At 66.5% G+C, this 26,243-nt stretch carries 28 protein-coding genes and 1 tRNA gene; 9 read left to right on the forward strand and 20 right to left on the reverse strand.

Annotation, left to right across the window (positions count from 1 at the left end):
- Nucleotides 1-17 precede the first annotated feature (17 nt).
- Entirely contained in the window at nucleotides 18-707 is a 690-nt protein-coding gene (locus tag KRR55_RS10090; RefSeq protein ID WP_217388948.1) for an O-methyltransferase, read from the reverse strand.
- A gap of 5 nt (nucleotides 708-712) precedes the next feature.
- Nucleotides 713-1,018 (reverse strand): thiamine-binding protein, encoded by a 306-nt coding sequence (locus tag KRR55_RS10095; protein ID WP_217388949.1) that lies wholly within the window; start codon nucleotides 1,016-1,018, stop codon nucleotides 713-715.
- A gap of 145 nt (nucleotides 1,019-1,163) precedes the next feature.
- Here KRR55_RS10095 and KRR55_RS10100 point away from each other — a divergent pair, with 145 nt between their 5' ends.
- The gene (locus KRR55_RS10100; protein ID WP_217388950.1) at nucleotides 1,164-1,607 is read left to right on the forward strand and encodes a hypothetical protein; all 444 of its coding nucleotides are present in this window, start codon (nucleotides 1,164-1,166) and stop codon (nucleotides 1,605-1,607) included.
- A gap of 23 nt (nucleotides 1,608-1,630) precedes the next feature.
- Here the strand turns inward: KRR55_RS10100 and KRR55_RS10105 are convergent, their stop codons facing one another.
- From KRR55_RS10105 to KRR55_RS10120, 4 genes are all read right to left on the reverse strand, one after another.
- Nucleotides 1,631-1,945, reverse strand: a complete 315-nt coding sequence (locus KRR55_RS10105; RefSeq protein ID WP_217388951.1) for an AzlD domain-containing protein — start codon at nucleotides 1,943-1,945, stop codon at nucleotides 1,631-1,633.
- Nucleotides 1,942-2,652, reverse strand: a complete 711-nt coding sequence (locus KRR55_RS10110) for an AzlC family ABC transporter permease (protein ID WP_217389005.1) — start codon at nucleotides 2,650-2,652, stop codon at nucleotides 1,942-1,944. Before KRR55_RS10110 ends, KRR55_RS10105 begins: the two co-directional genes overlap by 4 nt.
- Before the next feature lie 84 nt (nucleotides 2,653-2,736).
- Nucleotides 2,737-3,411: an alanyl-tRNA editing protein gene (locus KRR55_RS10115; protein WP_217388952.1), complete on the reverse strand. Its 675-nt coding sequence runs from the start codon at nucleotides 3,409-3,411 to the stop codon at nucleotides 2,737-2,739.
- Nucleotides 3,412-3,465: 54 nt separating this feature from the next.
- Nucleotides 3,466-4,326: a glycerophosphodiester phosphodiesterase gene (locus KRR55_RS10120; RefSeq protein WP_217388953.1), complete on the reverse strand. Its 861-nt coding sequence runs from the start codon at nucleotides 4,324-4,326 to the stop codon at nucleotides 3,466-3,468.
- Nucleotides 4,327-4,441: 115 nt separating this feature from the next.
- Here KRR55_RS10120 and KRR55_RS10125 point away from each other — a divergent pair, with 115 nt between their 5' ends.
- Nucleotides 4,442-5,713, forward strand: coding sequence for a DUF445 domain-containing protein (locus tag KRR55_RS10125; protein ID WP_217388954.1), 1,272 nt, complete (start codon nucleotides 4,442-4,444; stop codon nucleotides 5,711-5,713).
- On the opposite strand, the gene KRR55_RS10130 is transcribed toward KRR55_RS10125, so the two are convergent.
- From KRR55_RS10130 to KRR55_RS10140, 3 genes are all read right to left on the reverse strand, one after another.
- Entirely contained in the window at nucleotides 5,710-6,531 is an 822-nt protein-coding gene (locus KRR55_RS10130) for a hypothetical protein (protein ID WP_217388955.1), read from the reverse strand. The genes KRR55_RS10125 and KRR55_RS10130 overlap by 4 nt on opposite strands.
- A gap of 321 nt (nucleotides 6,532-6,852) precedes the next feature.
- Nucleotides 6,853-7,356, reverse strand: coding sequence for a DUF2871 family protein (locus KRR55_RS10135; protein ID WP_217388956.1), 504 nt, complete (start codon nucleotides 7,354-7,356; stop codon nucleotides 6,853-6,855).
- A 111-nt stretch (nucleotides 7,357-7,467) separates the two neighbouring features.
- Entirely contained in the window at nucleotides 7,468-8,106 is a 639-nt protein-coding gene (locus tag KRR55_RS10140; protein WP_217388957.1) for an alpha/beta hydrolase, read from the reverse strand.
- 72 nt (nucleotides 8,107-8,178) lie between these two features.
- Here KRR55_RS10140 and KRR55_RS10145 point away from each other — a divergent pair, with 72 nt between their 5' ends.
- The 3 genes from KRR55_RS10145 to KRR55_RS10155 all read left to right on the forward strand — a co-directional run bounded on the left by KRR55_RS10145 (nucleotide 8,179) and on the right by KRR55_RS10155 (nucleotide 11,409).
- Nucleotides 8,179-8,730 carry an Lrp/AsnC family transcriptional regulator gene (locus KRR55_RS10145; RefSeq protein WP_217388958.1) on the forward strand — a complete coding sequence of 184 codons (552 nt, stop codon included), beginning with the start codon at nucleotides 8,179-8,181 and terminating at the stop codon, nucleotides 8,728-8,730.
- A gap of 164 nt (nucleotides 8,731-8,894) precedes the next feature.
- Nucleotides 8,895-9,974, forward strand: a complete 1,080-nt coding sequence (hisC, locus tag KRR55_RS10150) for a histidinol-phosphate transaminase (RefSeq protein ID WP_217388959.1) — start codon at nucleotides 8,895-8,897, stop codon at nucleotides 9,972-9,974.
- Nucleotides 9,967-11,409 (forward strand): amino acid permease, encoded by a 1,443-nt coding sequence (locus tag KRR55_RS10155; protein ID WP_217388960.1) that lies wholly within the window; start codon nucleotides 9,967-9,969, stop codon nucleotides 11,407-11,409. Before hisC ends, KRR55_RS10155 begins: the two co-directional genes overlap by 8 nt.
- Nucleotides 11,410-11,477: 68 nt before the next feature.
- On the opposite strand, the gene KRR55_RS10160 is transcribed toward KRR55_RS10155, so the two are convergent.
- Nucleotides 11,478-12,740, reverse strand: coding sequence for an endonuclease/exonuclease/phosphatase family protein (locus KRR55_RS10160; protein WP_217388961.1), 1,263 nt, complete (start codon nucleotides 12,738-12,740; stop codon nucleotides 11,478-11,480).
- 99 nt (nucleotides 12,741-12,839) lie between these two features.
- The gene (locus KRR55_RS10165) at nucleotides 12,840-14,501 is read right to left on the reverse strand and encodes a thiamine pyrophosphate-binding protein (protein WP_217388962.1); all 1,662 of its coding nucleotides are present in this window, start codon (nucleotides 14,499-14,501) and stop codon (nucleotides 12,840-12,842) included.
- 305 nt (nucleotides 14,502-14,806) lie between these two features.
- Here KRR55_RS10165 and KRR55_RS10170 point away from each other — a divergent pair, with 305 nt between their 5' ends.
- Nucleotides 14,807-15,823, forward strand: coding sequence for a CobW family GTP-binding protein (locus KRR55_RS10170; RefSeq protein WP_217388963.1), 1,017 nt, complete (start codon nucleotides 14,807-14,809; stop codon nucleotides 15,821-15,823).
- 47 nt (nucleotides 15,824-15,870) lie between these two features.
- On the opposite strand, the gene KRR55_RS10175 is transcribed toward KRR55_RS10170, so the two are convergent.
- The 5 genes from KRR55_RS10175 to KRR55_RS10195 form a co-directional block, all read right to left on the reverse strand.
- Nucleotides 15,871-16,635, reverse strand: coding sequence for an ABC transporter permease (locus KRR55_RS10175; RefSeq protein WP_217388964.1), 765 nt, complete (start codon nucleotides 16,633-16,635; stop codon nucleotides 15,871-15,873).
- A complete protein-coding gene (locus KRR55_RS10180) occupies nucleotides 16,632-17,456 on the reverse strand; it encodes an ABC transporter ATP-binding protein (RefSeq protein WP_254456047.1) in 825 nt (274 codons plus the stop codon). The genes KRR55_RS10175 and KRR55_RS10180 overlap by 4 nt, the downstream gene beginning before the upstream one ends.
- 26 nt (nucleotides 17,457-17,482) lie before the next feature.
- Nucleotides 17,483-17,845, reverse strand: a complete 363-nt coding sequence (locus KRR55_RS10185; RefSeq protein ID WP_217388965.1) for a DUF1048 domain-containing protein — start codon at nucleotides 17,843-17,845, stop codon at nucleotides 17,483-17,485.
- A gap of 2 nt (nucleotides 17,846-17,847) precedes the next feature.
- Nucleotides 17,848-18,198 carry a PadR family transcriptional regulator gene (locus KRR55_RS10190; protein WP_217388966.1) on the reverse strand — a complete coding sequence of 117 codons (351 nt, stop codon included), beginning with the start codon at nucleotides 18,196-18,198 and terminating at the stop codon, nucleotides 17,848-17,850.
- 420 nt (nucleotides 18,199-18,618) lie between these two features.
- Nucleotides 18,619-18,691, reverse strand: a tRNA-Lys gene (locus KRR55_RS10195).
- Nucleotides 18,692-18,907: 216 nt separating this feature from the next.
- Between KRR55_RS10195 and KRR55_RS10200 the strand changes: the two genes are divergently transcribed.
- From KRR55_RS10200 to KRR55_RS10210, 3 genes are all read left to right on the forward strand, one after another.
- Complete coding sequence (locus KRR55_RS10200) at nucleotides 18,908-19,567, forward strand: hypothetical protein (RefSeq protein WP_217388967.1); 660 nt, start codon at nucleotides 18,908-18,910, stop codon at nucleotides 19,565-19,567.
- 314 nt (nucleotides 19,568-19,881) lie between these two features.
- Entirely contained in the window at nucleotides 19,882-20,469 is a 588-nt protein-coding gene (locus KRR55_RS10205) for a hypothetical protein (protein WP_254456048.1), read from the forward strand.
- A 7-nt stretch (nucleotides 20,470-20,476) separates the two neighbouring features.
- Nucleotides 20,477-21,502, forward strand: coding sequence for an inorganic phosphate transporter (locus KRR55_RS10210; protein WP_217388969.1), 1,026 nt, complete (start codon nucleotides 20,477-20,479; stop codon nucleotides 21,500-21,502).
- A gap of 416 nt (nucleotides 21,503-21,918) precedes the next feature.
- On the opposite strand, the gene pstB is transcribed toward KRR55_RS10210, so the two are convergent.
- The 4 genes from pstB to pstS all read right to left on the reverse strand — a co-directional run bounded on the left by pstB (nucleotide 21,919) and on the right by pstS (nucleotide 26,101).
- Complete coding sequence (gene pstB, locus KRR55_RS10215) at nucleotides 21,919-22,698, reverse strand: phosphate ABC transporter ATP-binding protein PstB (protein WP_217388970.1); 780 nt, start codon at nucleotides 22,696-22,698, stop codon at nucleotides 21,919-21,921.
- Between the two features lie 51 nt (nucleotides 22,699-22,749).
- Nucleotides 22,750-23,901: a phosphate ABC transporter permease PstA gene (gene pstA, locus KRR55_RS10220; protein WP_217388971.1), complete on the reverse strand. Its 1,152-nt coding sequence runs from the start codon at nucleotides 23,899-23,901 to the stop codon at nucleotides 22,750-22,752.
- On the reverse strand, nucleotides 23,901-24,833 hold the full coding sequence (gene pstC / locus KRR55_RS10225) for a phosphate ABC transporter permease subunit PstC (RefSeq protein ID WP_217388972.1): 933 nt from the start codon (nucleotides 24,831-24,833) through the stop codon (nucleotides 23,901-23,903). The genes pstA and pstC overlap by 1 nt, the downstream gene beginning before the upstream one ends.
- A gap of 152 nt (nucleotides 24,834-24,985) precedes the next feature.
- Nucleotides 24,986-26,101 (reverse strand): phosphate ABC transporter substrate-binding protein PstS, encoded by a 1,116-nt coding sequence (gene pstS, locus KRR55_RS10230; protein ID WP_217388973.1) that lies wholly within the window; start codon nucleotides 26,099-26,101, stop codon nucleotides 24,986-24,988.
- Between the last annotated feature and the right edge of the window lie 142 nt (nucleotides 26,102-26,243).

Below are 26,243 nucleotides of genomic sequence, written 5' to 3' on the forward strand. Positions count from 1 at the left end.
GGGCGCACCTGGCGCCGCTAGCGGACGACCGCCATGGCAAAACCGTCCCAGCCCTTGACGCCCACGGTCTGGAGCGCCGTGGCATCCACGCGCGGGTTGGCACCCAGCGCGTCGATCCCGCGCCGCACGCCATTGACCAGGCGGCCGGCATCGGTGAGCGGATCCCCGTCCTCCAGGACCGCTCCCTCGCGCACCACGTTGTCCACCACGATGACGCTGCCCGGACGTCCCAGCATGATCGCCAGGTCGATGTAGTGGGCGTTGTTTTCCTTGTCGGCATCGATGAAGAACAGGTCAAAGGGTTCCCCGTCCTCGGCCAAAAGCGCGTCGAGGGTGTCGAGGGCGGCGCCAATGCGGATTTCCACCCGGTCCTCGACCCCGCAGGCGGCCAGGTTGTCCGCGGCCACCCGGGCATGCAGCGGCTCGAATTCGCAGGTGGTCACGTGCCCGTCGGGGCCCACCCCGCGCGCCAGCCAGGTGGTGGAATAGCCGCCAAGGGTTCCGATTTCCAGCACCCGCTTGGCTCCCGCGATCTGCGCCAGCAGCATCAGGAACTTGCCCTGCACCTCGCTGACCTCAATCCGGGGAAGCCCCGCCTGGTGCGCGCGCTCGCGGGCCGCCGCCATTTCCGGTTCCGGGGCAAGCAGCTTTTCCACAAGGAATCTGTCGACGTCGACGGGGCTGGCGGAGGTCGCCGAGGTGTCCATTGTTGCTACTCCTGCTCGCTAATGGCCTTTTCCAGACGCTCGATCTTTCCGGTGATCTCCCCGCTGTAGCCGGGCCGGATGTCGGCCTTCAGGACGAGCGAAACGCGCGAGCCATAGGCGGCAACGGCCTCGGTGGCGCGCTTGACCACATCCATGACCTCGTCCCACTCGCCCTCCAACTCGGTGAACATCGAGGAGGTGGAGTTGGGCAGGCCCGACTCGCGGACGACCTTGACGGCGGCGGCCACTGCATCGTGGACCGATCCATCGGAGTTGTCGGTGCTGGGGGCTACGGAAAAGGCAACAATCATGCTTCCACTTTGCCACCGCCGCCCCGACATGTCACTTGTCGGCATCGCGAAAAAGACTTGCGGCGCAAACCCTTGGCATTTTCCTTGCCAAGTGCCAAGGGCTCTGCGAAGCTCGATCCACGTGACAAAGTTTGGGGGCGGGAACTTGGGACAGCTCATACGGGTCGGCGCGGCACTTGGCCTGGCGTGTGCCATGTGCGGGTGTGCCGCTTCGACGCAACCGCCGGCGGTCTCCTCCTCCGCGGCCGTGCTGGAGGACCTCTTGACCTTGGTTCCCGGCGATGCCCAGGTACTCATGGGCATGGGATCGGACGACCACGCCCAGGTCATGGCAACCGCTGAGCTCGGCACCTACCGGGGAACCCGGCTGACCGTGGTTGCCGTCTGCCAAGGCGAAGGCAATCTGCGACTTTCCCTGGACCACGCGGACGGTCTGGTGGTCCCCTGCGACAGGAATATTGCCACCGTCGACATCCCCGTCACCGCCGAGGTGCGGCCGAGCAAAGTGTCAATGGCGCTCGAGCCCGGCAATACGTACTCGACGCTCGTCTATTCCACGGACCCCGGAGCAGCGGGGCCGCAGAAGTAGGAATCGGGCGCACCGCGGCCGGTTCAGGCCCAGCCCAGATAACGCACCAGCGCGGCCGCCCCGGCGCCGGCAATGACCACCACCAGGAAAGGTGCGCGCAACAGCAGTGCGACTGCGGCCGCAGCCAAGGCCGCAAGCCTGGCGTCGAATTCCACGCTGCTTCCGCTGGCGACCGTGTTGACGATGGTCAGGGAGGCAAGCAGCCCAATGGTCAGGGCGCCCGCGGCGCGGGTCGCCCGCTCGTTTTCGAGGATTTTCTCCGGGACCAGGTACCCCAGGAGCTTGATCCCATAGGCCGCGGCGCAACCGGCAAGGATCCACCACCACAATTCACTCATCGGTCACCCTTCGGGATGTTGTGCGGCTCGACATCCGGTTCGAGCCCTTCGGTGGCCGGTCCCCGGCCGAAGAAGCCCCAGACCCCTGCGACGACGGCGGCCACCAGGATCGGCACGCCCGGTGGCACCAGCGGGATCGCCAGGACCGTGGCAAGCGCGCAGACCGAGGCGATGGCAACCGGCTCTGCGGATTTCAGGCGAGGCCAAAGGAGGCCCAGGAAGGCGGCCACGGCCGCTCCGTCGAGGCCCCAGGCTTTCGGGTCCCCCAGCGCGTCGCCCAGCAGCGCGCCCACGACCGTAAAGATATTCCACAACACGTATACGCCGATCCCGGCAACCCAGAACCCGAGCCTTTGCTCGCCGGGATCGCTCTGTCCGGCGGCGGTGGCCGTGGATTCATCGATGGTCACCTGCGCGGCGGCAAGCTTCTTGAGCCCGCGCGGCCTGAGCATTGCCTTGACCTGCATGCCGTAGACGGCATTTCTCACGCCCAACAGCGTGGCCGCACCGAAGGCCGCTCCGGGGCCGCCGCCACCGGCAATCACGCCAATAAAGGCAAATTGCGAGCCTCCGGTAAACATGAGCAGGCTCAGCGCCACAACCTGCCAGAGGTTCAGGCCGGCGGCGATGCCCAGGGCGCCATAGGAAATGCCATACAGTCCCGTTGCGACGGAGATCGAGAGGGCCGTCTTGATGGCGGGAGTCATTTGCAGTGGCACGTCGTCAAGCTTAGTGGTGGGCGCGGCGTTTCAACGCCCCGCGCCTGCCGTTGCGCAGCCCGGGGGCACGGGTCAGTCGTGCGTTGCCTCGTATCGCACCTTGAGCGCTCCGCGCTTGACCTTGGCATCCAGGACCCGGGCGCCCCGCAGGGCGCCGAGGTCGCGGACGTGGGTGCCGCCGCATGCCTCCGCGCTGACCCCGGCGATCACCACGGTGCGGACGCCGTCCTCGTCGAGGCTGCTCGTGACGGGAGCCTTCGTTGCCACCAGGGCATCGAGCCGTTCCTGGATCCCGCCAACGACCAGCTCGCGCGCCTGCGCCGCAACGAGGTCCTCGGCGACGGACTCCGGGTGGAAGTCCAGTCGCGCCTGGCCCGGGAAGTGGCTGTGTCCGCGGTGCCGCCACCCGCGTTCCTCTCCCAGGAAACCCAGCAGGTGTCCGGCAGTGTGCAGGGCGGCGTGCAGGAGCCGCGTGTCCGCGTCTACCGCCGTGCGCACCATGGATCCCACCGCAGGCTTCCCCGCACCGGTGAGTACCACCAGCCCGTCATCGAGGCGGCCTACCGCAACCTCGCGGCCATCAACGGTGCCGGAGTCCTCCATTTGTCCGCCGCCGCGCGGGTGGAAGATGTTCGGGCTTACCGCAATCCACGGCTCGCCCCCGTCGTCATGCCCGGCGGCAATGACGGTCGCGTCGGCCTCGAACAGGTAGGTGTCGAAATAGTATGCGTTCAGTTGTTGCTCCACGCGGCGAGTCTACGCCCGCACGTGCCCCGCGCCCGGCGCATCCGCGCGCATGTCCTAGTCCAGGCCGAGGTGCGCCTTGATGAGCGCCGGGACGTTGCTGGTCAGCTGCGTGACGCCGCGGCCAACCAGGTAACTGGCGTCCTCGGGGTCATCCACCGTCCAGACCCGGAAGGTTGCCCCGCGGGCCAGCCAGCCATCGACTACCCGCGGATGCTTGCGCATGTAGGCGACCCCCGGACCCGCCAATTGCGGAACCCCGGAATTCAACAACTCCACACCCTCTGTCATGGCACTGGCCAACACCGCAGCCACCCCGGCGCGGTCGCTCTCCCCTGCCTTGACCAGTTCGTCGATCCATTCCTCGTCGACCTCGGTGACCAGCTGGCAGACATGCACCGGATCGATCCGTTCCATCAGGTAGCGCACCGAGCCGGGGTCAAAGCTCATGAACGAAACGTAGATCTCGCCCAGCATGGAGGTTTCCGGCTCCCACCCCATGGCCCGCAACTCGGCGATCATTGCCTCTTCCAGCTGCCGGCCATAGGGACTGGGATGCTTGACCTCCACGGCCAGGCCCACGGGGCGGCCTGCATCCTTCAGGAGCGCCACCAATTCGCGCAGCGTCACCAATTGCTCCCGAAGCTTCCCGTAGGCAGGGGGTATCCGGGGGTTCTTCCAGGAGGAGAAATCAAGCGACTTCAGCTCGGTCAGGGTCTTTTCCCCCACCCGTCCGCTGGAGTCCGAGGTCCTGTCCACCGTCGGGTCATGGTGGCAGACCACAAATCCGTCGGAACTCAGGTGGATGTCGCATTCGATACCGTCCGCCCCGTCCACCAGGGCCTGCATGTACGCGGCGCGCGTGTTCTCCGCGTAGGCCTTGGAGGAACCACGGTGGGCGTAGACAAGGGTTCGCATGCCTTTTACGCTACCGCCGTGCCCGGAGCCCGCGCCGCTTGCCGCGCCCGTTGCTGCGTGAACTATCGTTGGAACCTGTTCCATCCGCATGTCCAGGCCAAGGGAGCCGCAGACCATGACGTCAACCGGGTTCAGCCTTGCCCCCGTCAACGACGCAGCCAAGATGATCGCGCTGCGCAAGATGAAACGCCTTGCCACCGGGTTGCTGGTCATCATGGCGGTGATCTTTGCCGTGGCCTTCGCCCTGCAGCACAACTATCCCTGGCTTGAATACGTGCGAGCGGCCGCCGAGGGCGGAATGGTCGGCGCCCTGGCGGACTGGTTTGCCGTCACGGCTTTGTTCAAGCACCCGATGGGGCTGAAGATCCCGCACACGGCGATCATTCCGCGCAAGAAGGACCAGATCGGCGAAAGCCTGGGGCAATTTGTCCAGGAGAACTTCCTGTCCCGGGACGTCGTCGGCACCAAGCTGGAGCAATTCGACGTCTCGCGCAGCGTCGGCGGCTGGCTTGCCAAGGAGGAATCTGCAACCCGGGTTGCCCAGGAGGTCTCCACCGTCATCGGGGCGGCGCTGGAGGTCCTGGATGACGAGGATGTCCTGGCGCTGCTGGAGTCCCTCGCCAAGAAACACATGCTGGCCCCCGAGTGGTCATCGACGCTGGGCCGGATCATGGAACGCGTGATTGCCGACGGGCACCACAAACCGGCCGTGGACCTGCTGGCAGAACGGGCCGGGCAATGGGTGGCAGACAACCGCGGGATGGTCGTTTCGCTGGTTGCCGAGCGCTCTCCCACCTGGGTCCCGGCGATGGTTGACACGCTGTTGGGCGAAAAGCTGCATCGCGAATTGCAAAAATATGTCCAGTCGGTGCGGAACGACCCGCATCATTCCATGCGCCGGAGCATCGACCGGTGGCTGGAGAGGTTTGCCGCCGACATGCAGTCCGACGAGGAAATGATTGCCAAGGTCGAGGCCATGAAGCATTCCCTGTTCGGCGATGCGCAATTGCGTGAATTGGCGGCCACGAGCTGGTCCTCCATCAAGGCCGCGCTCATCGACGCCATGGAGAACCCGGGGTCCGAGCTGCGCAGGTCGATGATTGCCGCGATCCGCGACCTCGGCGCGCGGTTGCGTGATGATGCCCGGCTGGCCGCGAAGGTCAACGGCTGGGTGGCAAACGCAGTGGTCTACGTCGTGGAAAACTACAGCGGCCAGATCACGTCGTTGATCACCGACACCGTCGCCCGCTGGGACGGCAAGGAAACCAGCGAAAAAATCGAGCTCCAGGTCGGACGGGACCTGCAATTCATCCGGATCAACGGAACCGTCGTGGGCTCCCTGGCCGGGCTGTCCATTTTCGCCGTGGCCAACGCCCTGCTGCGTTAGCTTTTCTCGCCGCCTTCAAGACTGGTTCCGCGGCGCCGCCGCTCTGCCTCTATTCCGGCTTCAACCTCGGCGAGCGCCTCCAGGCGCTCTCCCTCGCTGACCAATTGCCCGGGGATGGTGGTCGGCAGGGTGCCAAAGGCAAGCGACGCCGCCTCGATGACCTTCTTGCCCAGGAACCGGTTGCCGAATCCGCCAACCGCCGCACCGATGCCAAAGGGAACGACTCGCCCGAGCATCGAAGCCCCCTGGGTGGCAAGCATCTTCTTCAGGAACGTGCGTTGCATGGTGCCCTGCATGGTCGCCCACAGGGTGGAAGGCTTATTGGCCCCGAACATTGCCGCCCACCCCTGGACGGGCCCTGCACCGCGTCCGGCGACCTGGTGCGTGAGGGCGGAAATCATCGAGCTTCCCTCGTCGCCCATGAGAATCGCCATGACCAGCAGCCGGGCCTTGTCCGGGTCCTCGGTGGTGATGCCGTGCAGTTCGGCCAGCGACTGGGCGTAGAGGGCACTGGCCTCAAGGAAGCCAACGGTCGCCGCCGCCGAGAACCCCAGGGCGGCAACGGTTCCGACGCCGGGGATGGCCGCCGTGGCTCCAACCGCCGCGCCGGATCCGGTGATGGCCAGCAGGTAGTCGCGTTCGACCAGCTTGGCCAGTTCCGCCGCGGTGCGGTCCGGATGTTTGCGGCGCAGGCGGCGCAAGTAGGCCAAGACCAGGGGTCGCTGGACGCTGACGGCCTTCATGACGGCGCTCTGCACCCCGGGCTTGGGCTTGCCGTCCGGGCCGATGACACTGGAGGTAATGGGGTTCTTTTTCATCCTGGTCCCACTCTATGGGTACAGCGCTGTCGACGTAAGCAAATCGCCGCTGGGCGTATGCCGTCAGAAAGAATAAGCCAAGGCTTCCTGCGGAAAGGGGAAAGTTTGGGAGACCGCGTTTGCACTCCATTTCCGCGGCCTGGCGGCGGATTGCGTTCATGCTCGATGCAGTTCAAAATCCGGAAGACCAAGGCCCTGTCGTATCGGTCTCTCGGTATTTGAGGTCGCATGGGGGGGCTGGGGCGTCCAGTCATGGCGTGTCGCTGAGCAAGCAGTAAATATTCCATAGCGCCCCGGGCGCCGCAGCCCGTCTTATTTCGGCTAGCGGCCGGCGAGCGCCGGCGCGGACGCCCCGGAGGATTCAGCGGTCTTGAGGGCAGCCCGCAAGGCAACAAACAGGACGATGACCGCAGCGGTCAACGAGATGTGCCCCAAACCGGCAATCCCGGCGAAGGCGGCCGAGCTCGCATCCTTGCCCACCACCACGAGCGTCCCCTTGATGAGCATCATGCTTCCTGTCACCGCGACGCCGACAGTCCAGAGCCAGTAGAAGCAGGCGAATGCGCGCGGCGCGGCAGCGGAAATGGCGAAGAGCCGCTCCAGCGCCAACACGATGAGCAGGAACACAAAGCCGAGCACCAGCAGGTGGGTGTGAACCAGTGGCAACTGGGAAGCCGAGCGATCCGCGAGGTCGTTGATCTTGGTCAGTTCGCGGTAGTAGAGGCCCGAGAGCACCCCGGTGATTCCAAAGACAAATGCCGTGTACATCAAGCGCATCATGGCGGTGTGGTTCCTTTCGCTGGTGCCCGGGAAAATGATGGTCATGCAGGCAAGCCCCTCGGGCCCGGACCTTGCCGCATCTCACCATCCACTTTGCCCGGACGCAGCCCCGCCCGGATCAACCATCCGGTTGATTGCGGCTTCCGCCGCCCGGAATCACACGGTGCGATCGGCAGCGAGGTAATGCCCAAAGAAGCTGCGCACGTCGCGCCGCTCCTCGGCACCGAAGCCGTGGCCCATCTCCGGGTAGGTGCGCGACGTCAGCGCGGTGTATTCCCCGAGCCACTGCCCCGTGTATGCGACGGCATCCGGGTTGATCACCAGGTCGTACGGATCCCGCCCCCAGAAAAACGGGACGGCCTTCCCGGGCTCCGGGGCAACATCCGTGAGGGAGAGCAACTCGTTGGAGAGGACGAAGCCGCTGAGTCCGGTGATCGTGGCGTAGCCTCCGGGACGCAGCCGGTGCAGCGTGGTGGCCATGGCCATTCCCTGCGAATGGCCCAGCAGGCTGATCGAGCGGTAGCCCCTGGCGTATTTGTCCTGCCAGTCGAACACGAGCTGTGCGGCGGAGACGACCCGGGCAAAGTCGTTGGCCAGGAAGTAGTCCAGCAGGAACCAGCCCCGGTCCCCGCCGACCTCCATCGGCCCCCGCAACGCGACCCCGGTGGCGTGCGGCGGAAGCTCGCCGAACCAGCCGGTCATCCGCTCGGGATTGGAGCCGTAGCCATGCAGCATCATGACCAGGTCTGTGCCCGCCCTCCGGCCCTCCGGCCGGGAATAGATTCCCTCGTCCATGGGCCCACCCTAGCGCGTGCGGGTGGCGGGCCGATTAGCGCGCATGGCCGCCGGAGTCGCATACTGGGGCCCATGAGAATCGATTCGTTGGACGTGTCGCTGATCGAGTTGTTCACCGACTTTCCCGGCATCGGGGTCATGGAGTGCTCCAAGCGGCTGGGAGTGGCCCGCGGCACCGTGCAGAACCGGTTGAACCGGCTGCATGAATCCGGGGTGATCACGCGCATTGCCCCGCAGATCGATCCTGCGGCAATGGGATACCCCGTTGCCGCATTCTGCTCGCTGCAGATCCAGCAGAACCTGGGCCACGACGGCATGGCCGAAAAGCTGGCGCAGATCCCCGAGATCCTCGAACTGCACACCGTCTCGGGGTCAAGCGACTTCCTGGTGAAGATCGTGGCGCGCTCCACCGCCGACCTGCAGCGGGTGATCGACGCGATTTCCGCGACCGAGGGCATGGGCCGCTCCGCCTCCTCCATCGTGTTGGCAACGCACTTCGAGAACCGGGTCATCCCGTTGGCGCGGGATGCCGCGACCCTTCATCCCGAGGTGCCAATTGAGCCCGGCAAGCGCTCGCGCAGCAGCTCCCTGCGCAATGGCGGTACGCTGAATGCGGCGAGATAAAACATTGGGCACAATGTCCAGTGATTCACGACACGCACCGGCCTTTATGTACATCTTGTGCGGTGTTTTGCCGGGCAGTTGACCTGCCGGAGCTCATTTTCGTAGCTTTTGTGAGTCACGTCACCGGCGATGTGCGAGCAGCTTATTTTTTCGGAGGCACCCCCATGACCCTTGTCCAGCGCAGTTCCCTGAACTCGATCCCCGCCTACAAGCAGGGTGCGACACCGGGTGCGGCAGAGAAGGCATTCAAGCTCTCCTCCAACGAAAACCCCTATCCGCCGCTGGACTCCGTCGTTGCGCAGCTGGCCTCCGAACTCGGCGCCATCAACCAGTACCCCAACGCCGCGGCCCCCGAACTGGTGGGAGCACTGTCCGCCCGCCTCGGCGTTGACCCTGACACGATCGCCCTGGGCGCCGGGTCGGTGGAGGTTGCAGGCCAGCTGATCCACGCGACCACCAATCCCGGCGACGAGGTCGTCTTTGCCTGGCGTTCGTTCGAGGCCTACCCGATCCTCACCCACGTTGCCGGGGCAACCCCGGTGATGGTTCCCTTGGATCCCAACGGGGGCCACGACCTGGCAGCCATGGCCGAGGCCATCACCGAGCGGACCGCACTGGTCTTCATCTGCAACCCCAACAATCCGACCGGAACAGTGGTTGACTCAGCGGCCGTGGACGCCTTCATGGCCAGGGTCCCCGCCCACGTGCTGGTCGTCATCGACGAGGCCTACGTCCACTTCAACACCGCTGCCGGTTCGGCCATCGGCCTGGACTTCTTCCGCCGGTATCCCAATGTGGCGGTGCTGCACACCTTCTCCAAGGCCTATGGTTTGGCCGGGCTGCGCATCGGCTACGCCGTGGCGCCGCCCGAGGTCGCGGCGAACCTGCGCAAGACCGCCGTCCCCTTCGGCGTCACCGCCCTGGCCCAGCGCGCCGCGGTGCTCAGCCTTGAACACGAGGACGAGCTCCAGGTGCGGATCGACGAGCTGGTTGCCGGCCGCGAGGCCCTGCTGGCCACGCTGCGCGACGCCGGAATCAAGGTCACCGATTCCCAGGCCAACTTCATCTGGCTTTCCACCGGAGCGGACACCGGGACGGTGGATGTGGCGCTGCGTGCCGCGGGCATCTGGGCCCGCGCATTCCCCGGGGAAGGCATCCGGATCTCCATCGGGTCCGCCGAGGCCAACGAGGCCATCGCCACCGCCGTCATCACCGCACTGCAGGAAGCCCCCGCCCATGTCTAGCAACGCCGCGGCCCCCAAGACCGCGAGCCTGAACACCCGCCAGATCACCATGATGGGCCTGGGCGGCGCCATTGGCGCCGGCCTGTTCATCGGCTCCGGGCAGGCCGTTGCCGTGGCCGGACCGAGCGTCATCCTGGCCTTCGCGCTGGCCGGCTTCCTGGTCATCCTGATCATGAACATGCTCGGCGAGATGGCTGCGGCGAACCCGTCGTCGGGCTCCTTCTCCGTATATGCCGCCAAGGCCATGGGACCCAACGCCGGGGCGATCATCGGCTGGCTCTACTGGATCCAGGGGGTCATCGTCATCGCCGCCGAGGCCACCGGCGCCGCGGCCATCATCGGCGGCTGGTTCCCCGGGGTCTCCCAGGGCACCTGGTCGCTGGTCTTCGTGGTGCTGCTGACCGCCGTGAACCTGGCGAACGTGGCGCGCTTCGGACAGTTCGAGTACTGGTTCTCCTTCCTGAAGGTCGCCGCGATCGTGGCCTTCCTGGGCATCGGCGTGGCGATCATCGCCGGCCTGGTGCCGGGGGTGGCGGCCACCGGGCTTTCCAACCTCGTCGCCCACGACGGCTTCCTGCCCAACGGCGTGGTCGGCCTGTGCGCCGGGCTGCTGATGGTCATCTTCGCCTTTGGCGGCATCGAGATCGTGGCCATTGCCGCGGCCGAAAGCGACGACCCGCGCACCTCGATCCGCAAGGCCGTGCGCGGCGTGCTGTTCCGCGTGCTGGTGTTCTACGTGGGCTCGGCCCTGGTGATGGTCTCGGTGCTGCCCTGGTACTCGCCGGAGCTTGCCGCCTCGCCGTTCGTCGCGGTGCTCACCTTCGCGCATATCCCGTGGATCGACTCGATCATGGCCCTGGTGGTGGTCATCGCCCTGCTCTCGGCCATGAACGCGAACATCTATGCCGCCTCGCGCATGTTGCTCTCGCTCTCCGAGCGCGGGATCGCCCCGCGGGTCATCCAGGTGCGCAACCGGAACAAGACCCCCTATGTGGCGGTGACCGCGTCGGTGATCCTGTGCACGATCGCGGTGGTCATGAACTACCTGGCCCCGGACCTGGTGATGCCGATGCTGCTCAACGCCGTGGGTTCCACGCTGCTGGTCACCTGGGGATTCATTGCGCTCTCGCAGCTCATCCTGCGCGTCCGCGCGGACCGGGACCCATCCATCCACCTTCCGGTGCGGATGCCGTTCTTCCCGTATCTCTCGATCCTGGCGCTGGTGATGCTCGCCGGCATCGTGGTGCTGGCGCTCTTCGACCCGGCCAGCCGCACCCAGCTGCTTGCCACCCTGGGGCTCACCGTGGCCATCGGCGTGCTCAACGCCCTGGCCCAGCGCCGCTCCCGGCGCCTGAGCGCCGCCGGCGCTCCCGCCGCGGAGGAACAGCCGTCGGCGGGCGCCGAGGAGTCGCGGCCCGACCACCGCGTTTCCTGACAAACCCGCTCACACGCGGCAACGGCCGGACCCCCGATCTTCGTCGGGGGCCCGGCCGTTGCCTGTGGTCAGTCGGTTGCCGTGACGTCGACCCAGACCAACCGGTGGTCGCTGCTGGCCGGTGGCCACCCGGTGACAAGTGCGGCACCTTCCTGCCCGGCCCCTGGCCAAAAGACACCCGAACCCCGCACCGGCAGCGTTGCCGAGGGCAGCACGTAGTCCACGCGCAACACCCCTGCGCTTCCGCGCCCGAAGTCCGCGGTGCCCAGGGCGTTGCGGGTGATTCCGGCAATGCCCCGGAGTTCGGGATCCCCGGGGTGTTCCGCGGCGGACGGCAGCGGGTCAACCAGCGCCGGGTTGCCCAGCAGCTCCGAGATGGCCGCAGGGTTCGACTCCCCCGAGGCAGGATCGGAGTTCAGGTCCCCGAGCACCACGAAGTCGCTGCCCGGCTCCAGGGCGCCGCGCCTGCCCGCATCGTCGTAGATGTACTCCCCGCGCCCCGCGCCGCCGAGGTAGTCGTTGAGCAGCCGGATCTCGTCGTGGTTGCGCGCCCGGTTGCGCTTTTCCGGGCCGCCAAAGACCGGCGGGGTGGGGTGGGCGGCGATCACGTGGATCGTCTTCTCCCCCACCGTGACCGGCACGTCCCACATGGACTTGCTGGGCAGGCGCAGCACGCCGCGCACCAATTCGCCATGCTGCAGGGTCGGCAGCTGAGAGTCGGGCATGTCCTTCCACAGGAACGTCTGGAAGGTGCGCGCGTTGGCGGCATCGATGGGGTGCTTGGAGAAGAGCACCATGCCGTACTGTCCCTCGAAGTCCCCGTAGCCCAGCGCGTCGGCGGGGCCGCCAACGATGCCGTCGCCGTCCAGGTCGGCGCCGCTGGGGATCCCGGTGTTGGACGGGGCCAGATACATGTACGGGTAGTCGATGGGAGGCTGGCCGCCCTGGGAGCGGGCCAGGTAGTTGCTTTTGAACGCCTCCGCGGCTGCGCCGTCCGGATCGTAGTCGAACTCGTTGAGCAGCAGCACGTCGGGCGCGTTGCGCTGCACGATCTCGGCCACTGCCTGCGCCTGCGCGTCCAGGGGCGTGGAGAGGTCCACCGCAAGCTGCCCGGGCTGCGGGCGGTTCAGCGAGGCATTGAAGGTCGCCACGCGCAGCGCCGGTGCCACCACCTCGCGGCCTTCGGCGTAGGGAATGGGGGCTGCCGAGTGCGGGTGCACGGAGATCGACCTCGCTTCCATCACGGGCTGCGCGGCAGCCGGGAGGGTCCCGGCTGCCGCGAACGCGGTGAGTATTGCGGCGGCCAGGGCCGTCCGGATCGAATGTCGCACGACTCCACCCTAGGGGCGGAACCTACGTTCCGGTAGGTCTGCATTTTATCCAGTCAGCGGTTTTTCTTCAGGCGAAACCGCCGCCCGCCCGCGCGGGGCTCAGCCCCGCACGCCGGCGGCCCTGCGGTTGGCCTCCAGGACTTCCTCCATATAGGGGGCGCGCACCTCCGGGGAAATGCGGCAGTCCACCAGAAATACGCCGCCGGCACCTTCGGCGACCCACTCCCGCAGCCCGGCAAGGTCTTCCAGGGTGCGGACCTTGGTGGCCTTGGCACCGAGCCCGCGCGCCACAGCGGCAAAGTCGACCTCCGGGATCAGCATGGGGCCCTCGTGCAGCCCGATGGACCCGTATTGGTGGATCTCGGCCCCGTAGGCGACGTCGTTGTAGATGACAATGATGCCGCTGCGCACGGAGCGGATGACCGATTCGAGGTCGGCCAGGCCCATGAGGAAGCCGCCGTCGCCGCTGGCCAGCACGATGGTGGATTCCGGTGCCGCGGCGCCGGCGCCCACGGCCGAGGCCAGGCCCAGCCCGATGCTCTGGTAGGCGGTGCCCACCAGGTTCAGCGCGTGCGGCCCCGGGACGTCCCAGTACATGGGACCCCACCCGATGAAGTGTCCGCCGTCCTGCACCACCACGCGGTCCGCGGGCATGATCGAGTTCAGGGCACGTGCCACCGCCCGCGGATCGAGCAGGCCGTCCGGCGCCGTGTCGTCCCCGGGGGCGTGCTCGTTGACCCGTCCGAGGCGGTCGACCGCCGACTCCACCCAGCGCCGCGCGCCGTCGCGCCGGCGAACCATGGGAAGCAACGCATCGGCAACCGCGGCCACGTCGGCCTGGATAAACACGTCCACCCGCGGGCTGGTCGCCGCGGGGGCGACATCGACCTGGATGACCTGCGCGCCGCCGTTGAAAAGCTCCCCAAAGCGGGTGGTGAATTGGTTCAGCCCCGCCCCGAGCACCAGCACCACGTCGGCCTCGTGGATGAGGTCAGCGGTTTCCTCCGAGGAGAACCCTCCGGTGATGCCCAGGTCCCCGTGGCGGCCGGCGAGCAGGTTGGCCGCGAGCACCGTGCTTGAGCTCAGCGCCCCCAGCCGGTCGGCGAGCGCGGCAATCGCCTGGCCGGCACCGGCCAGGCGCGCCCCGCGGCCATACAGCACCAGCGGGCGCTTGGCTTCGTTCAGGGCCGTGGCCGCCTGGGCGAGCAGCCGAGGTGCCGCGGCGGGGTACCCGGGATCCAGCTCGAAGTCCTCCAGCGTGAGCGGGCCCTCCTCGGCCGCCTCGTCGGCGACCAGGTCGTAGGGAATCGACAGCACCACCGCGGTGCGTTCGCGCAGGGCGTGGGCGACGGCCTCGAAGGCGATGGCCATCGGACGCCGCGCATCCACCACGAAGGTCTTGGCGCCCACGGCCGCGTTGACGGCGGCCTGGTCGATGTCCCAGGGACGGGGGCCGGCGGAGGGTTGGTCCCCGGTCAGAAGCACCAACGGGACCCTCGCCTTGGCGGCCTCCGCCAGCGGGGTGATCGCGTTGCTGAAGCCGGCACCGTAGGTCGTGGTGGCGATGGCAGGTTTTCCGGTGATGCGGAAGTAGGCGTCGGCGGCGGTGACGGCGGCGGACTCGTGGCGCACGGCGGTAAAGCGGAACCCGGTGCGGAGGGCGGCGTCAAGGAAGTGGGCATTTCCGTTCCCCATGACACCGAAGATCTCTGAAGTGCAGGTTAAAAGGGCGCGGGAAACGGCAGCGGAAACAGTAGACATTTTTTGTGACTTTCGAATGCAGCAAAAAGAAATAAGGCCATATTCGTCTTCGGGCAACGAACCCGGATTTCGCCCATTTTTAGAGCGACGGCAGGAACTTCAGAAACGTTCCGCCTGACGCTGCAACGATAACCGCGACACTGTGTGCTGCGCAACATTTCGCCCGGGTTGCCCAGGCAGCGCCCGGTGGCGGGCCCGCCGGGCCGCGTCCCCGCGGGCACCCGACCGGGGATCGGGGCCTATAGGATTTAGATGAGAACGATTCTCGCCTAAGGGCGGCGGGCCGCCGCGGAGAAGGAGAGTGCATGGCAGCCAAACAGGTCCCGGTGATCGCGCTTACCGGCCATTTAGGTGCCGGAAAGACAACGGTGCTGAACCACCTGCTGTTGCGGCCGGGCGCCCGCGTTGGCGTTGTGGTCAATGACTTCGGTGCCGTCAATGTCGATGCGGGGCTGGTGACGGGACAGGTCGACACCGCGGCCTCCATTGCCGGAGGATGCGTCTGTTGCCTGGAGGACTCCGGAGGGCTGGACGAGGTCCTGGGGAAGCTGACGCATCCCCGCCTGCGTCTGGACGCCGTGATCGTGGAAGGCAGCGGCGTGGCAGAACCCCTCGCGCTCGGCAGGTTGATCCGCTACAGCGGGGCGGAAAACGTGCGCCCCGGCGGGCTGGTGGATGTCGTCGACGCCAGCGCCTATTTCGACACCGTTGACACCGGCGTCGAGCCCCCGGCGCGATTCGCTGCGGCGAGCCTTGTGGTCATCAACAAGACGGACCTTCTGCCCGCCGCGCGGCGGGAGACGACCATCGATCGGATCAGCGAACGCGTGCGCGAGCGCAACCGGCGCGCCCACATTCTTGTCACCACCCACGGCCGCATCGATCCCGCCCTGGTCTTCGACGCGGCGCGGGACCACGACCCCGAGAACGAGCTGCCGCTGGCCGAGCTCAGCCGCCGGCAGCACGGCCGGCCCGGCCACCGGCACGCCGAGGCGGTGTGGGTGCCGGCGGCCGGACCGATTGATCCGGGCAACCTGGTCGACCTCCTCGAATCCCCGCCCGATGGCGTGTACCGGCTCAAGGGCACGGTGCATGTTGACAATGGCCGCACCAGGCGCGGCCTTACCGTCAACCTCGTCGGACACCACATCCACATCGCTCCGAATCGGGCCGCGACCGAGGAAGGACTCGTCGCGATCGGCGCGCAGCTGGACGGGGACGCGGTGGAGGACCGCCTGAAACTGGCGCTACTGCCCCTCCGCGGGGCGCCGCCGGCACGCTCCATGCGGCGCCTGGCACGCCATTTGCGCCTGAGCAAATAGCGAAGGATGGCCGCGGCAACATGCCACAGACCGCGTCGCCAGGGGAATCAGCGGATCTTGCGGCGGTACTTGGCTATCGCGACGCCGTAGGCGATGAGCAGGATGCCGAGCAGCCAGGCCAGGGCGACCCAGATGTCGCCGCCAACCGGTTCCCCGGCGAACAGGGCCCGGACGGTGTCCACGATGGAGGTCACCGGCTGGTTCTCGGCAAACCAGGCGACGGGGCCGGGCATCGAGCCGGTGGGCACGAATGCGGAGCTGATGAACGGGAGGAAGATCAGCGGGTAGCTGAATGCGCTCGCCCCGTCCACTGTCTTCGCCGAGAGCCCGGCGATCACGGCGATCCAGGTGAGCGACAGGGTGAAGAGGACCAGGATGCCGGCGACGGCGAGCCACGCCCCCGGCGACGCCCCGGTGCGGAAACCCATGGCCAGCGCAACGCCGAGAACCACCGCAACGGAGAGAAGGTTCGCGGTCAGGGACGTGAACACGTGGGCCCAGAGCACGCTCGAGCGCGCAATGGGCATGGAGGCGAAGCGCTCGAAGATGCCGCCCTGCATGTCGAGGAACAAGCGGTACGCGGTGTACGCGACGCCGGAGGCGATCGTGATCAGCAGGATGCCGGGGAGCATGTAGTTGACATAGGACTGCCCCGATCCGGTGTCGATCGCGCCACCGAATACGTACACGAACAGGAGCATCAACGCGACCGGGGTGACCGCGGTGGTGATGATCGTGTCCGGGCTGCGCAGGATGTGGCGCAGCGAGCGCCCGGTGAGGACGCCGGTGTCGGCCAGGACGTGGGTGGTCATCGGATTTCCTTTCCTGCGGGCGCGGTTCCGCCTCTTGGGGCGGTTGCGGCCTCTGCGGTGTCGCCAACCAGGGTCAGGAAGACCTCTTCGAGGGATGGCTGCTTCTCGACATACTCGACCCTGGCGGGCGGAAGGAGCGCCTTGAGCTCGGCGAGGGTTCCGTTCTGGATGATCGTGCCCTCGTGCAGGATTGCGATGCGGTCGGCGAGCTGCTCGGCCTCGTCGAGGTACTGCGTGGTGAGCAGCACCGTGGTGCCGCCGGCGGCGAGTTCCCGGATCGTCTGCCACACCTCGATGCGCGCCTGCGGGTCCAGGCCCGTGGTCGGCTCGTCCAGGAAGATGACCGGCGGGTTGCCGATCAGGCTCATCGAGATGTCCAGGCGGCGGCGCATGCCGCCCGAATAGGTTGCCGCCCTGCGGTTCCCGGCCTCGGTGAGCGAGAAGCGGGCCAGCAAGTCGTCGGCGATCGCAGCGGGGTCCTGCAGGTGACGCAGCTGGGCGATCAGCACAAGGTTCTCCCGGCCGGTGAGCACCTCATCGACGGCGGCGAACTGGCCCGTCAGGCTGATGGACTCGCGCACCTCCCCGGGCGCCTCGGCCACGTCGAAGCCGTTGACCCTCGCGGTGCCCGCGTCGGCCTTCAGCAGCGTGGACAGGATCCGCACCAGCGTGGTCTTGCCCGCGCCGTTCGAGCCGAGCAGTGCAAGAATGCTGCCGGCGCTCACGTCGAAGTCCACGCCCCGAAGCACGGGCAGGTCCTTGAACGATTTCTCGATGCCCCGCACCCGGATTGCGGGCTCTGGCACTTGGTTGGCGGTCATGTCGGGTTCTCCGTATCCGGGCGTGTTCAGGCCTCGTCGACGGACTGGTCAATGGCATCGTTCAGGCGCTTGCGCTCCTTGTTGATCCACTGGCCGTCCGAGTAGTTCTGGATGAAGGTGTCCGCGAACTCCACCGGGTCATCCCCGACGATGTCGCGGATCGGGGTGCCGTCGGTCGCGGCACGCTCGATGAGGTCGGCGAGGTCCTCGAGCATCTGCATGAGGACATCACCCTTGACGATCGACCCGGCGTACATGAAGTAGCGCTCGATCCCGTCGATCGCGGTTCGGTAGCTCACCGGGAGCTGTTCCTTGCGGGCCTTGTACTGGCGCCAGCGCTTCTTGTCTTCGAACGATCCGGTGACCAGTTCGATCCATTTTGCCGCCATGGCTACTCTCCCTTTTCCTGTGTGTTTTCGATGTGGTGCTGGAGCTTGTCGATCCGTTCCGCGAGGAAGCCCCAAGTCCCCCAGAACTCCTCGAGGTACTCGCCGCCCGATGCGTTCAGCGAATAGACCTTGCGCGGCGGGCCCTTTTCCGACGGGACTTTCTCCACGTCGACGAGGCCGCGCTTTTCGATCCTGATCAGCAGTGCGTAGACGGTTCCCTCGACGATGTCGGAGAAACCCTGGTCGCGCAGCCGGGCCGTGATCTCATAGCCGTAAGCCGGCTGCACGGCCAGGATCGCGAGGACAATTCCCTCGAGCGTTCCCTTGAGCATCTCGGTCATTTGCTTGCCCATGAAACTCTCCCCCTAGGTACTCTGCATAACTAACTACCACTAGATAGTAGCACTGAATAGCGATGGCGCAAGGGGTGTGTTGTTGCACGTTTATCCCGCCCTCAATCGGGGCTCGAAATGCCTTGGACAGACAATCCCGGCCGGGACTCTAACGGTGAATCTCCGGCCTCGCCGTGCTCGATCGGCGGGGGAAATAGAAACCCTCGGGGTGCAATCCACATCACCGCAACGGACTTATAGGACGGAATGCGTGTCCGGGAGGAGCCTGCTTGCCAACGACTGAGCGGCAAAACGGCGTCACCTACCCCCGGTGCCGCAAAATCTGGGCCGCTCGGGAAATCCAGGGATCGGCCCCAGGTTGTGGAATCATCGGAGAAACAGAAAATCCCCATTCTCACGAGGAGAACGGGGATCAATCTGTGCGCCCTGCGGGGGTCGAACCCGCGACCAATGGATTAAAAGTCCAGTGCTCTACCAACTGAGCTAAAGGCGCGCTTGGCACTTAGCCAACACCATATTAGCGGATAATCCGGCGCCGCTTGGACAGGCCGGCCCGATCCAACAGGTTCCCGACCGCCCAAGGTTCGCAGCTCCAGCACCCAGCGCGGGCATGCTGCCTGCCGGCCTGCCGGGACGCAGGCACCCTTCCGAACGCTCCGCCGGCCAGAGGATGAGTAAGTATCCAGCCGGGCAGAGTATCCTCTAGCCCATGAAGGGCCACCCAGCATTGACTCCCCCGGCAACCACATTCCGGCACCACAAACCCAAACCGTTCGCACCCATGGATTTCGATCCCTTTGAAGGCGGCGCCGACCCGGCGCGCGTATCCGAGGCAGCGCACCTCTCTGCCCACGCCCTGGTGCAGGCCGGAAAGCTCAATGAGGACCCTGCGGTCCGCGAGCGACTCGTGAGGCTCGCGGAGGACGAGGGCCTGGAAGTCATTGCCGAGCTCTGGTCCAAGGCACCGGCACGCTCGCTTCCCGGGGCCCTGTGGCGGCTTTACGCAATCCGGGCGGCGACCGTCAACAACCCCGAAGCCATGGCTTCCTTCTTCGCCGCAGGCGCCCGCCAGGCGCAGGTCGAACGATTGGTTGCCGGTGCAGCGGAACCGCCGGGCGCAGAAGAGCTGTGCACCATGACAAGCTCCATCCTCACCGGGGCCTTTGAAGGCGAGTTCGACGTGGCCCTGGAGCGCACCGCGGCCTATTGCCGTGTCATTGCCCTGGGACAGGCCGAACAGGCGGACGCCGCCGAACCTTCCCATCCGGACAGGGCCACCCTGATGACCAGTCGCGCCCACGCCCTGTTGAAGACAGCCGAGGACCTGGAATCGGCCGCTGCCTCGTGGAGGCGCGGGGAACTGGACTGAGAGTTCCTTCACGCCGAGCGCGAATACGGCGCCATCGTGTTGACAGGAGGGCCGGTTTCCTAGAAAACTGGACTCACGGTGCCGGACCGCGGCAGCCCCGGGCTCCAACTTTCAGCCGCTACGAGCGGCCTTCCGCCGAGAGGCGCTCCCGGTTCGGCACCGCCAAACTTCACCAGCTCGCCCCGGCACGGGGATGCACTTCACACCGCCCCGGGCGGGCTTGTTCACCTTCGATGCGTAAACTGGGCACCGTCCCGCTTTTTCCTTTTTCATCCGGTGGTTTCTTCGTGAAGTTTAGATTGTTCCCTTCGGACATGCGCGGCCTTGAACTCCTGCGGGATCTGGCCTCCGAAGTCAACCTATGCGTTGGGGTTCTTTCGGAAATGCTGGGCTCCAGCGACGACCGAACCCTGCAGCTGGAAGCGCTAAGCGCGTCAGAGGTCAGATCCACCGACCTGCATTACGCGGTGCTGACGCATTTGCGCACCAGCTACGTCAACCCCTTGCCGCGTGAGGACGTCTACACGTTTTCGCGGCTGCTCCACGAGGCGGTAGAGCAGCTCAGCGGCGCCGGAGTGCTCATTGCGCACCTGGGCAATCGGCACCTCTCGCACCGTGCCGCCGAGCAGCTCGAACTCATTGGCCGCCAGACCGAGCTCACCACCGAGGCGTTGGGACAGCTCCAGCGCCTGGACGACCTGGAAGACGTCTGGCTTGAATTGGTGCGCATTTCCAAGCGGGCGCACCGGACCCACCAAACCTGGCTCGGCGAAATCGGAGAGCTGAACAAGGCCGGAACCATCATTCGCCACCGCTCGGTCGCCGACCAGTTCCATTCCTGCGCCCAGTCCCTGCGAGCCGTGGCCGACCACCTGGGACGCGTCCTGGTCAAGGAATCCTGAGTCGGGCGTGGTTACGGGCCAATCCTTCATGATGCTCGTGGTGCTCGTGTTCACCTGTGCCTTCGCGTTCCTCAACGGGTTCCGCGATGCCTCGAACTCGATTGCCGTCGCAGTGCGCAACCGGGCGCTCAGCCCCACCTACGCGGTGCTGGTGGCGGCGTTCTTCACCTTCCTTGGCACCATGCTCTCCACGACCTTTGGCGTCTACCTGATCTCCGCCGTCGAGCTGAATGTCCCCTCCGGGGTCCCCGGCCTGGCGCTGCTCCTGTCCGCGCTGCTCGCGGGCGGCTCCTGGGCGTTGTATTGCTGGTGGCGCGGGCTGCCGGTGTCCTCGACGCACTCCCTGGTCTCCGCACTTGCCGGCGCCGGAGGCGCCGCTGCACTGCTGGGCGACGACGGGGTGAACAACGCCTGGCGGATGCTTGCCGGCGGCGTGCTGTTGCCGCTGCTCTTCACCCCGGTCTTTGCCTTCGTGGTGTCATACGTCCTGGTCATCCCCGCCACCTGGCTGGTGCGCCATTCGACCGCCTCGGACGTCAGTGGGGGTTCCCGTGCCGGGCAGGCCATTTCGGCATGTGCGGTGGCCCTGGGCAACGGAATGCAGGACGGACAGCGCACCGGTGCCATGCTGACCCTGGCCCTGGTGACCGCCGGAGCGGCACAACCCGGAACGATCATGCTCGGCCCCCAGCTGCTCGGCGCCACCGCCCTGGCGGCAGGCGTCCTCTTCGGCGGCTGGCGCATTGCCCACACCATCGCCTACCGGCTGGTCAATCTGGACCCGCTGCGCGGCATGGTGGCCCAGTCGGTCTCCGCCGCCATGCTCTTCGTGGGTGCCATGATGATCCACCTGCCGATTTCCACGACCCAGGCGGTCACCAGCTCGATCGTCGGGGCGGGAACCAACCAGCGATTCGAGTCCGTCACGTGGCGGCAGGTCAAGCGCGTGCTGCGGCACTGGGTGGCCACCCCGGTGGTGTGCGCGCTCCTCGGCGGAATCCTGTGCCTGGCCATGCACCCGCTGGTGAGCTGACCGGCTAGCGTCGGCATGCCGGGTTCGGCGTATCCGCCGCCCGGCTCCGCCCGCGACCGACCGATGCCCCGGCCGCGCCCGCCCCTCAACTGCCCTGCCGCGTCGCCCCGGACGGCCAATCCTCCCCGGCGACCTGCACTTGTCGATTCCGATGCGTCCCCGGGCCCGGACACGCACCGCTCAGGTGCCTTGCGAACCGTCGGCTGCCAGCGGGGTCGTCGGCTCCGCCCGCCGGTCGCGGGAATCCCCGCCCCGGGGCGTTAAACAAGGCAACGGCGGAACCCCGAGCACTAGTCGTGCGCGCGGTTCCGCCGTTGCGATCCCCCTCCAGGGATCCCCGGAAGATCCCCCTTCCGGTACCGCCCCGGACCTGTTCGGTCCCGGGCGAATCTTACTGCGGCGAGTGCAGTCAGGAATTATCCGAAGCGGCCCGAGACGTAGTCCTCGGTGGCCTTGACACCCGGGTTTGAGAAAATCGTGGTGGTGTCGGCGTACTCGATCAACTTGCCCGGCTTGCCGGTGCCCGCGATGTTGAAGAAGGCGGTCTTGTCGCTCACGCGAGCGGCCTGCTGCATGTTGTGGGTCACGATCACGACGGTGAATTCGTTCTTGAGCTCGTTGATCAAGTCCTCGATGGCAAGCGTGGAGATCGGGTCCAGGGCCGAGCACGGCTCGTCCATGAGGATCACCTGCGGCTTCACCGCGATGGTGCGGGCGATGCACAGGCGCTGCTGCTGGCCGCCGGAGAGGCCGGATCCGGGCTTGTCCAGGCGGTCCTTGACCTCGTTCCAGAGGTTGGCGCCGCGCAGCGACTTCTCCACCAGCGCGTCGGCGTCCGAGCGGGAGATCTTCTTGTTGTTCAGCTTGACCCCGGCGAGCACGTTGTCCTTGATGGACATGGTCGGGAACGGGTTGGGGCGCTGGAAGACCATGCCGATCTGGCTGCGGACCGTCACCGGGTCGACACCGGATTCGTAGAGGTTGTCCCCGTCCAGGAGCACCTCGCCTTCGACGCGGCCGCCGGGGATGACCTCGTGCATGCGGTTGAGCGTGCGCAGGAAGGTGGACTTGCCGCAGCCGGAGGGACCGATGAAGGCGGTCACCGACTTGGCTTCGATTTCGATGCTGACGTCTTCCACGGCCAGGAAGTTGGTGTAGTAGACGTTGAGGTCCTTGACGTCGATGCGCTTAGACATGTGATTTTTCCTTAGGAAGTTTGTGCGTCTGGGGGTCCGGAGCCTTTAGGCTCAACGGCCCTTCTTGGGGGCGAACAGGCCGGCGATCAGGCGGGCGCCGAGGTTGAGCACCATGACCATGGCGATCAGCAGCAGTGCGGCGGCCCAGGCACGCTGGATCGAGGGATCCACGTTGGTCGGCGAGGTCGGGGTGAGGATCTGGTAGTAGATGAACGTCGGCAGCGTGGCCATCCAGTTGCCGAAGACGTTCACGTTGATGTTGTTCGCCAGGCCGGCGGTGACCAGGATCGGCGCGGTCTCGCCAATGACGCGGGCGATGGCCAGCGTGACGCCGGAGGCGATGCCGGAGATGGCCGTGGGGATGACGACCTTGGCGATGGTGCGCCACTTGCGCACACCCAGCGCGTAGGCCGCCTCTCGCAGCTCGTTCGGGACGATCTTGAGCATTTCCTCGGTGGAGCGGACCACCGTGGGGATCATCAGCACGCTCAGGGCCACGGCCGCGACGATGCCCATGCGGGCCGTGGGGCCCATGATCACGGCGAAGAGCGCGGTGGCGAAGAGGCCGGCGACGATCGAGGGAATGCCGGTCATCACGTCGACGAAGAAGGTGATGCCCCGGGCGAGCGGGCCGTTCTTGCCGTACTCGACAAGGTAGATGGCCGTCAGCATGCCCACCGGCACCGAAATCAGGGTGGACCAGAGCGTGATCAGCAGCGTGCCGAGCACCGCGTGGTAGGCGCCGCCGAGGACCGGGGTGCCGTCCTCGACGCTGGCGTTGTCGGCCGCGCCGGTGATCCCGTTCATGGAGTGGAACAGGAAGTGGGTGTTGATGCCCGGCAGCCCCTTCTGGAGCACGGTGAACAGCACGGAGGCCAGCGGGATGAGCGCGAGCAGGAAGGCCGCGTAGACCAGGTGGGTGGCCAGTGCGTTCCGTCCGCGGCGCGGTCCCTCCACGAGGGTGGTGATGATGGCCGAGGCCACCACGAAAATGACGGCGGCGTAGATGGCAAAGCTTGCCACGGAGAAGCCGCCGAGGGTGGATGCCGCGGCGCCCAGGATCAGCGAGCCGACGGCGATGCCCGGGGCGGCCCAGCGCGGCAGGAGGCCCTTGGACAGGGAGTTTCGCTTGCGTGCGACCGGAGGCTTGCCTGGCTGCTGGCGCGAATCGTTGGGGAGTTTGTTGGCGGTTACGGCGTTCATCAGTTGGCTCCCGAGAATTCCTTGTGGCGGGCGATGATTGCCCGGGCGATCAAGTTGACGACCAGGGTGATCACGAAGAGCACCAGGCCGGCGGCGATCAGCTCGGAGAGGCGCAGGCCGAAGGCCTCGGGGAAGTTCAAGGCGATCTCGGCGGCAATCGTCTGGTTGCCGGACTTGATCAGCGACGGGATCAGGCTGCCGGTGGAGAGCACCAGGGCAACGGCCATGGTCTCGCCCAGTGCGCGGCCCAGGCCAAGCATGACGGCGGAGATGATTCCGGGGCGGGCGAAGGGCAGCACCGACATGGTGATCATTTCCCAGCGCGTGGCGCCCAGGGCGAGGGCCGCTTCCTCGTGCAGCTTCGGGGTCTGCAGGAAGATCTCGCGGCTCAGCGAGGTGATGATGGGAAGCACCATCACGGCCAACACGATGCCCGCGGTGAGGATGGTCTTGCCGGTCTGCGAGGCAGGGCCTTCAAAGAGCGGGATGAAGCCGAGGTTCTCGGCCAGCCACTGGAAGCTGGGAACCAGCGCCGGGGCCAGCACCAGGTAGCCCCAGGCGCCGTAGATGACCGAGGGGATGGCAGCCAGCAGGTCGATGACGTAGCCGAGCCCGGCGGCCAGGCGGCGCGGTGCGTAGTGCGAGATGAAAAGCGCCACGGCGATGCCGACCGGGGTGGCGATCAGCAGGGCGATGGCCGCGGCGATCACGGTGCCGATGACAATCGGATAGATGTAGCTGAAGAAGCCTTCGCCGCCGCTGACGAGGGTCGGGTCGGCGGTGAAGGTGGGCAGCGCCTGGATGAGCAGGAAGACCGCTACCGCAAGGAGGGTTACGAGGATCAGGATGCCCGCGCCTAGCGCGGCTCCGGAGAAGATCTTGTCTCCGGCCTGTCCCTTGGATCCGCTGCGCCGGAGCGCGTTGGTAGTCATATGGGTGAGCCTTAGGGAGTTGAGCGAGCGGCAAGGGGGATCATACGGCCGTTCGCGCTGGGATATGGAGGGGTCAAATCAGATGCTACTGCGCCTTCGGGGGAATATCGAAGAAAAGTCTTCGACATTCCCCCGAAGGCCTGGGTGCAAAGTTAGGACGCGACCTTGATGGAGTCGACGGCCTTGATGGCGGCTTCGCTCATCTTGGCGGACAGCGGGGCGTTGCCGGCGGAGCCTGCAGCCTGCTTCTGGCCTTCCTCGGAGAGCACGTATTCGCCGAAGCTCTTGACGAGGTCAACCGTGGCCTGGTCCTTGTAGGTGGAGCAGAACACGTGGTACGAAACCAGGATGATCGGGTAGGAACCCGATTCGGTGGTGTCGCGCTTCAGGTCCAGGGACATGTCCAGTGCGCCGCGGCCTTCGACCGGGGTGGCTGCCTCGACGCCCTTGGCTGCTGCCTCGGGGGAAATCTCGGTGAACTCGTCGCCGACCTTCACGTTTACGGTGCCGAGCTTGCCAACGGCGGAGAAGTCCGCGTAGGTGATTGCACCCTCGGTGGCGGTGGTGGTTGCCACGACGCCGGAGGTGCCCTTGGCGTTCTCGCTGGCAAGGTCCTTGGGCCAGTCGCCGGAGACTTCGTAGTCCCAGACGTCCTTCGCGGCGGCCGCGAGGTAGTCGACGAAGTTCTCGGTGGTGCCCGACTCGTCATTGCGGTGCACCACGGTGATCGCGGTGTCCGGAAGGCTCACGCCTTCATTGGTCGCGGCGATGGCCGGATCGTTCCACTTGGTGATTTCCAGCTTGAAGATCTTGGCGATGGTGGCTGCATCAAGGTTCAGGGTCTCAACGCCCGGAAGGTTGAAGGCAACGGCGATCGGGGAAACGTAGGCCGGGACGTTGAATGCGCCCTCGGGGCCGCAGATTTCCTTCGAGGATTCGACTTCCTCGTCCTTCAGGTAGGCATCCGAGCCTGCGAACTGCGCGCCGCCGGCCAGGAAGGCCTTGCGGCCGGCGCCGGAGCCATCCGGGGAGTACTGGACCATGGTGCCGGCGTTGGCCTGCTCGAAGCCGGCCTTCCAGGCTTCCATGGCGGACTTCTGCGAGGAAGCGCCGCTACCGGTCAGGGTGCCGGAGACTGCCGCTGCCGACGAGTTGCCGGCGTCGCCGGTTCCGGCCGTGGCGGTCGGGCTGTCCGAACCGCAAGCGGTCAGGGCAAGTGCTGCCACGGTAAGAACTGCAGCCGCGCTGCCAATGCGATGAAGCTTCACGAGTTATCCTCTTTCACATGCCTGTCGTTGACGAACCGTGTCGTCCTGGTTTTTCCCAAGGATGCGCACGCAGGCACATCGCTTCAATACGAAACTAGGCCCCGGAAGTAACCAGCGGTTCCGATGAAGGTAAACGCAAGGT

The sequence above is a fragment of the Paeniglutamicibacter quisquiliarum genome, from assembly GCF_019084045.1.
Classification (GTDB): Bacteria; Actinomycetota; Actinomycetes; order Actinomycetales; family Micrococcaceae; genus Paeniglutamicibacter; species Paeniglutamicibacter quisquiliarum.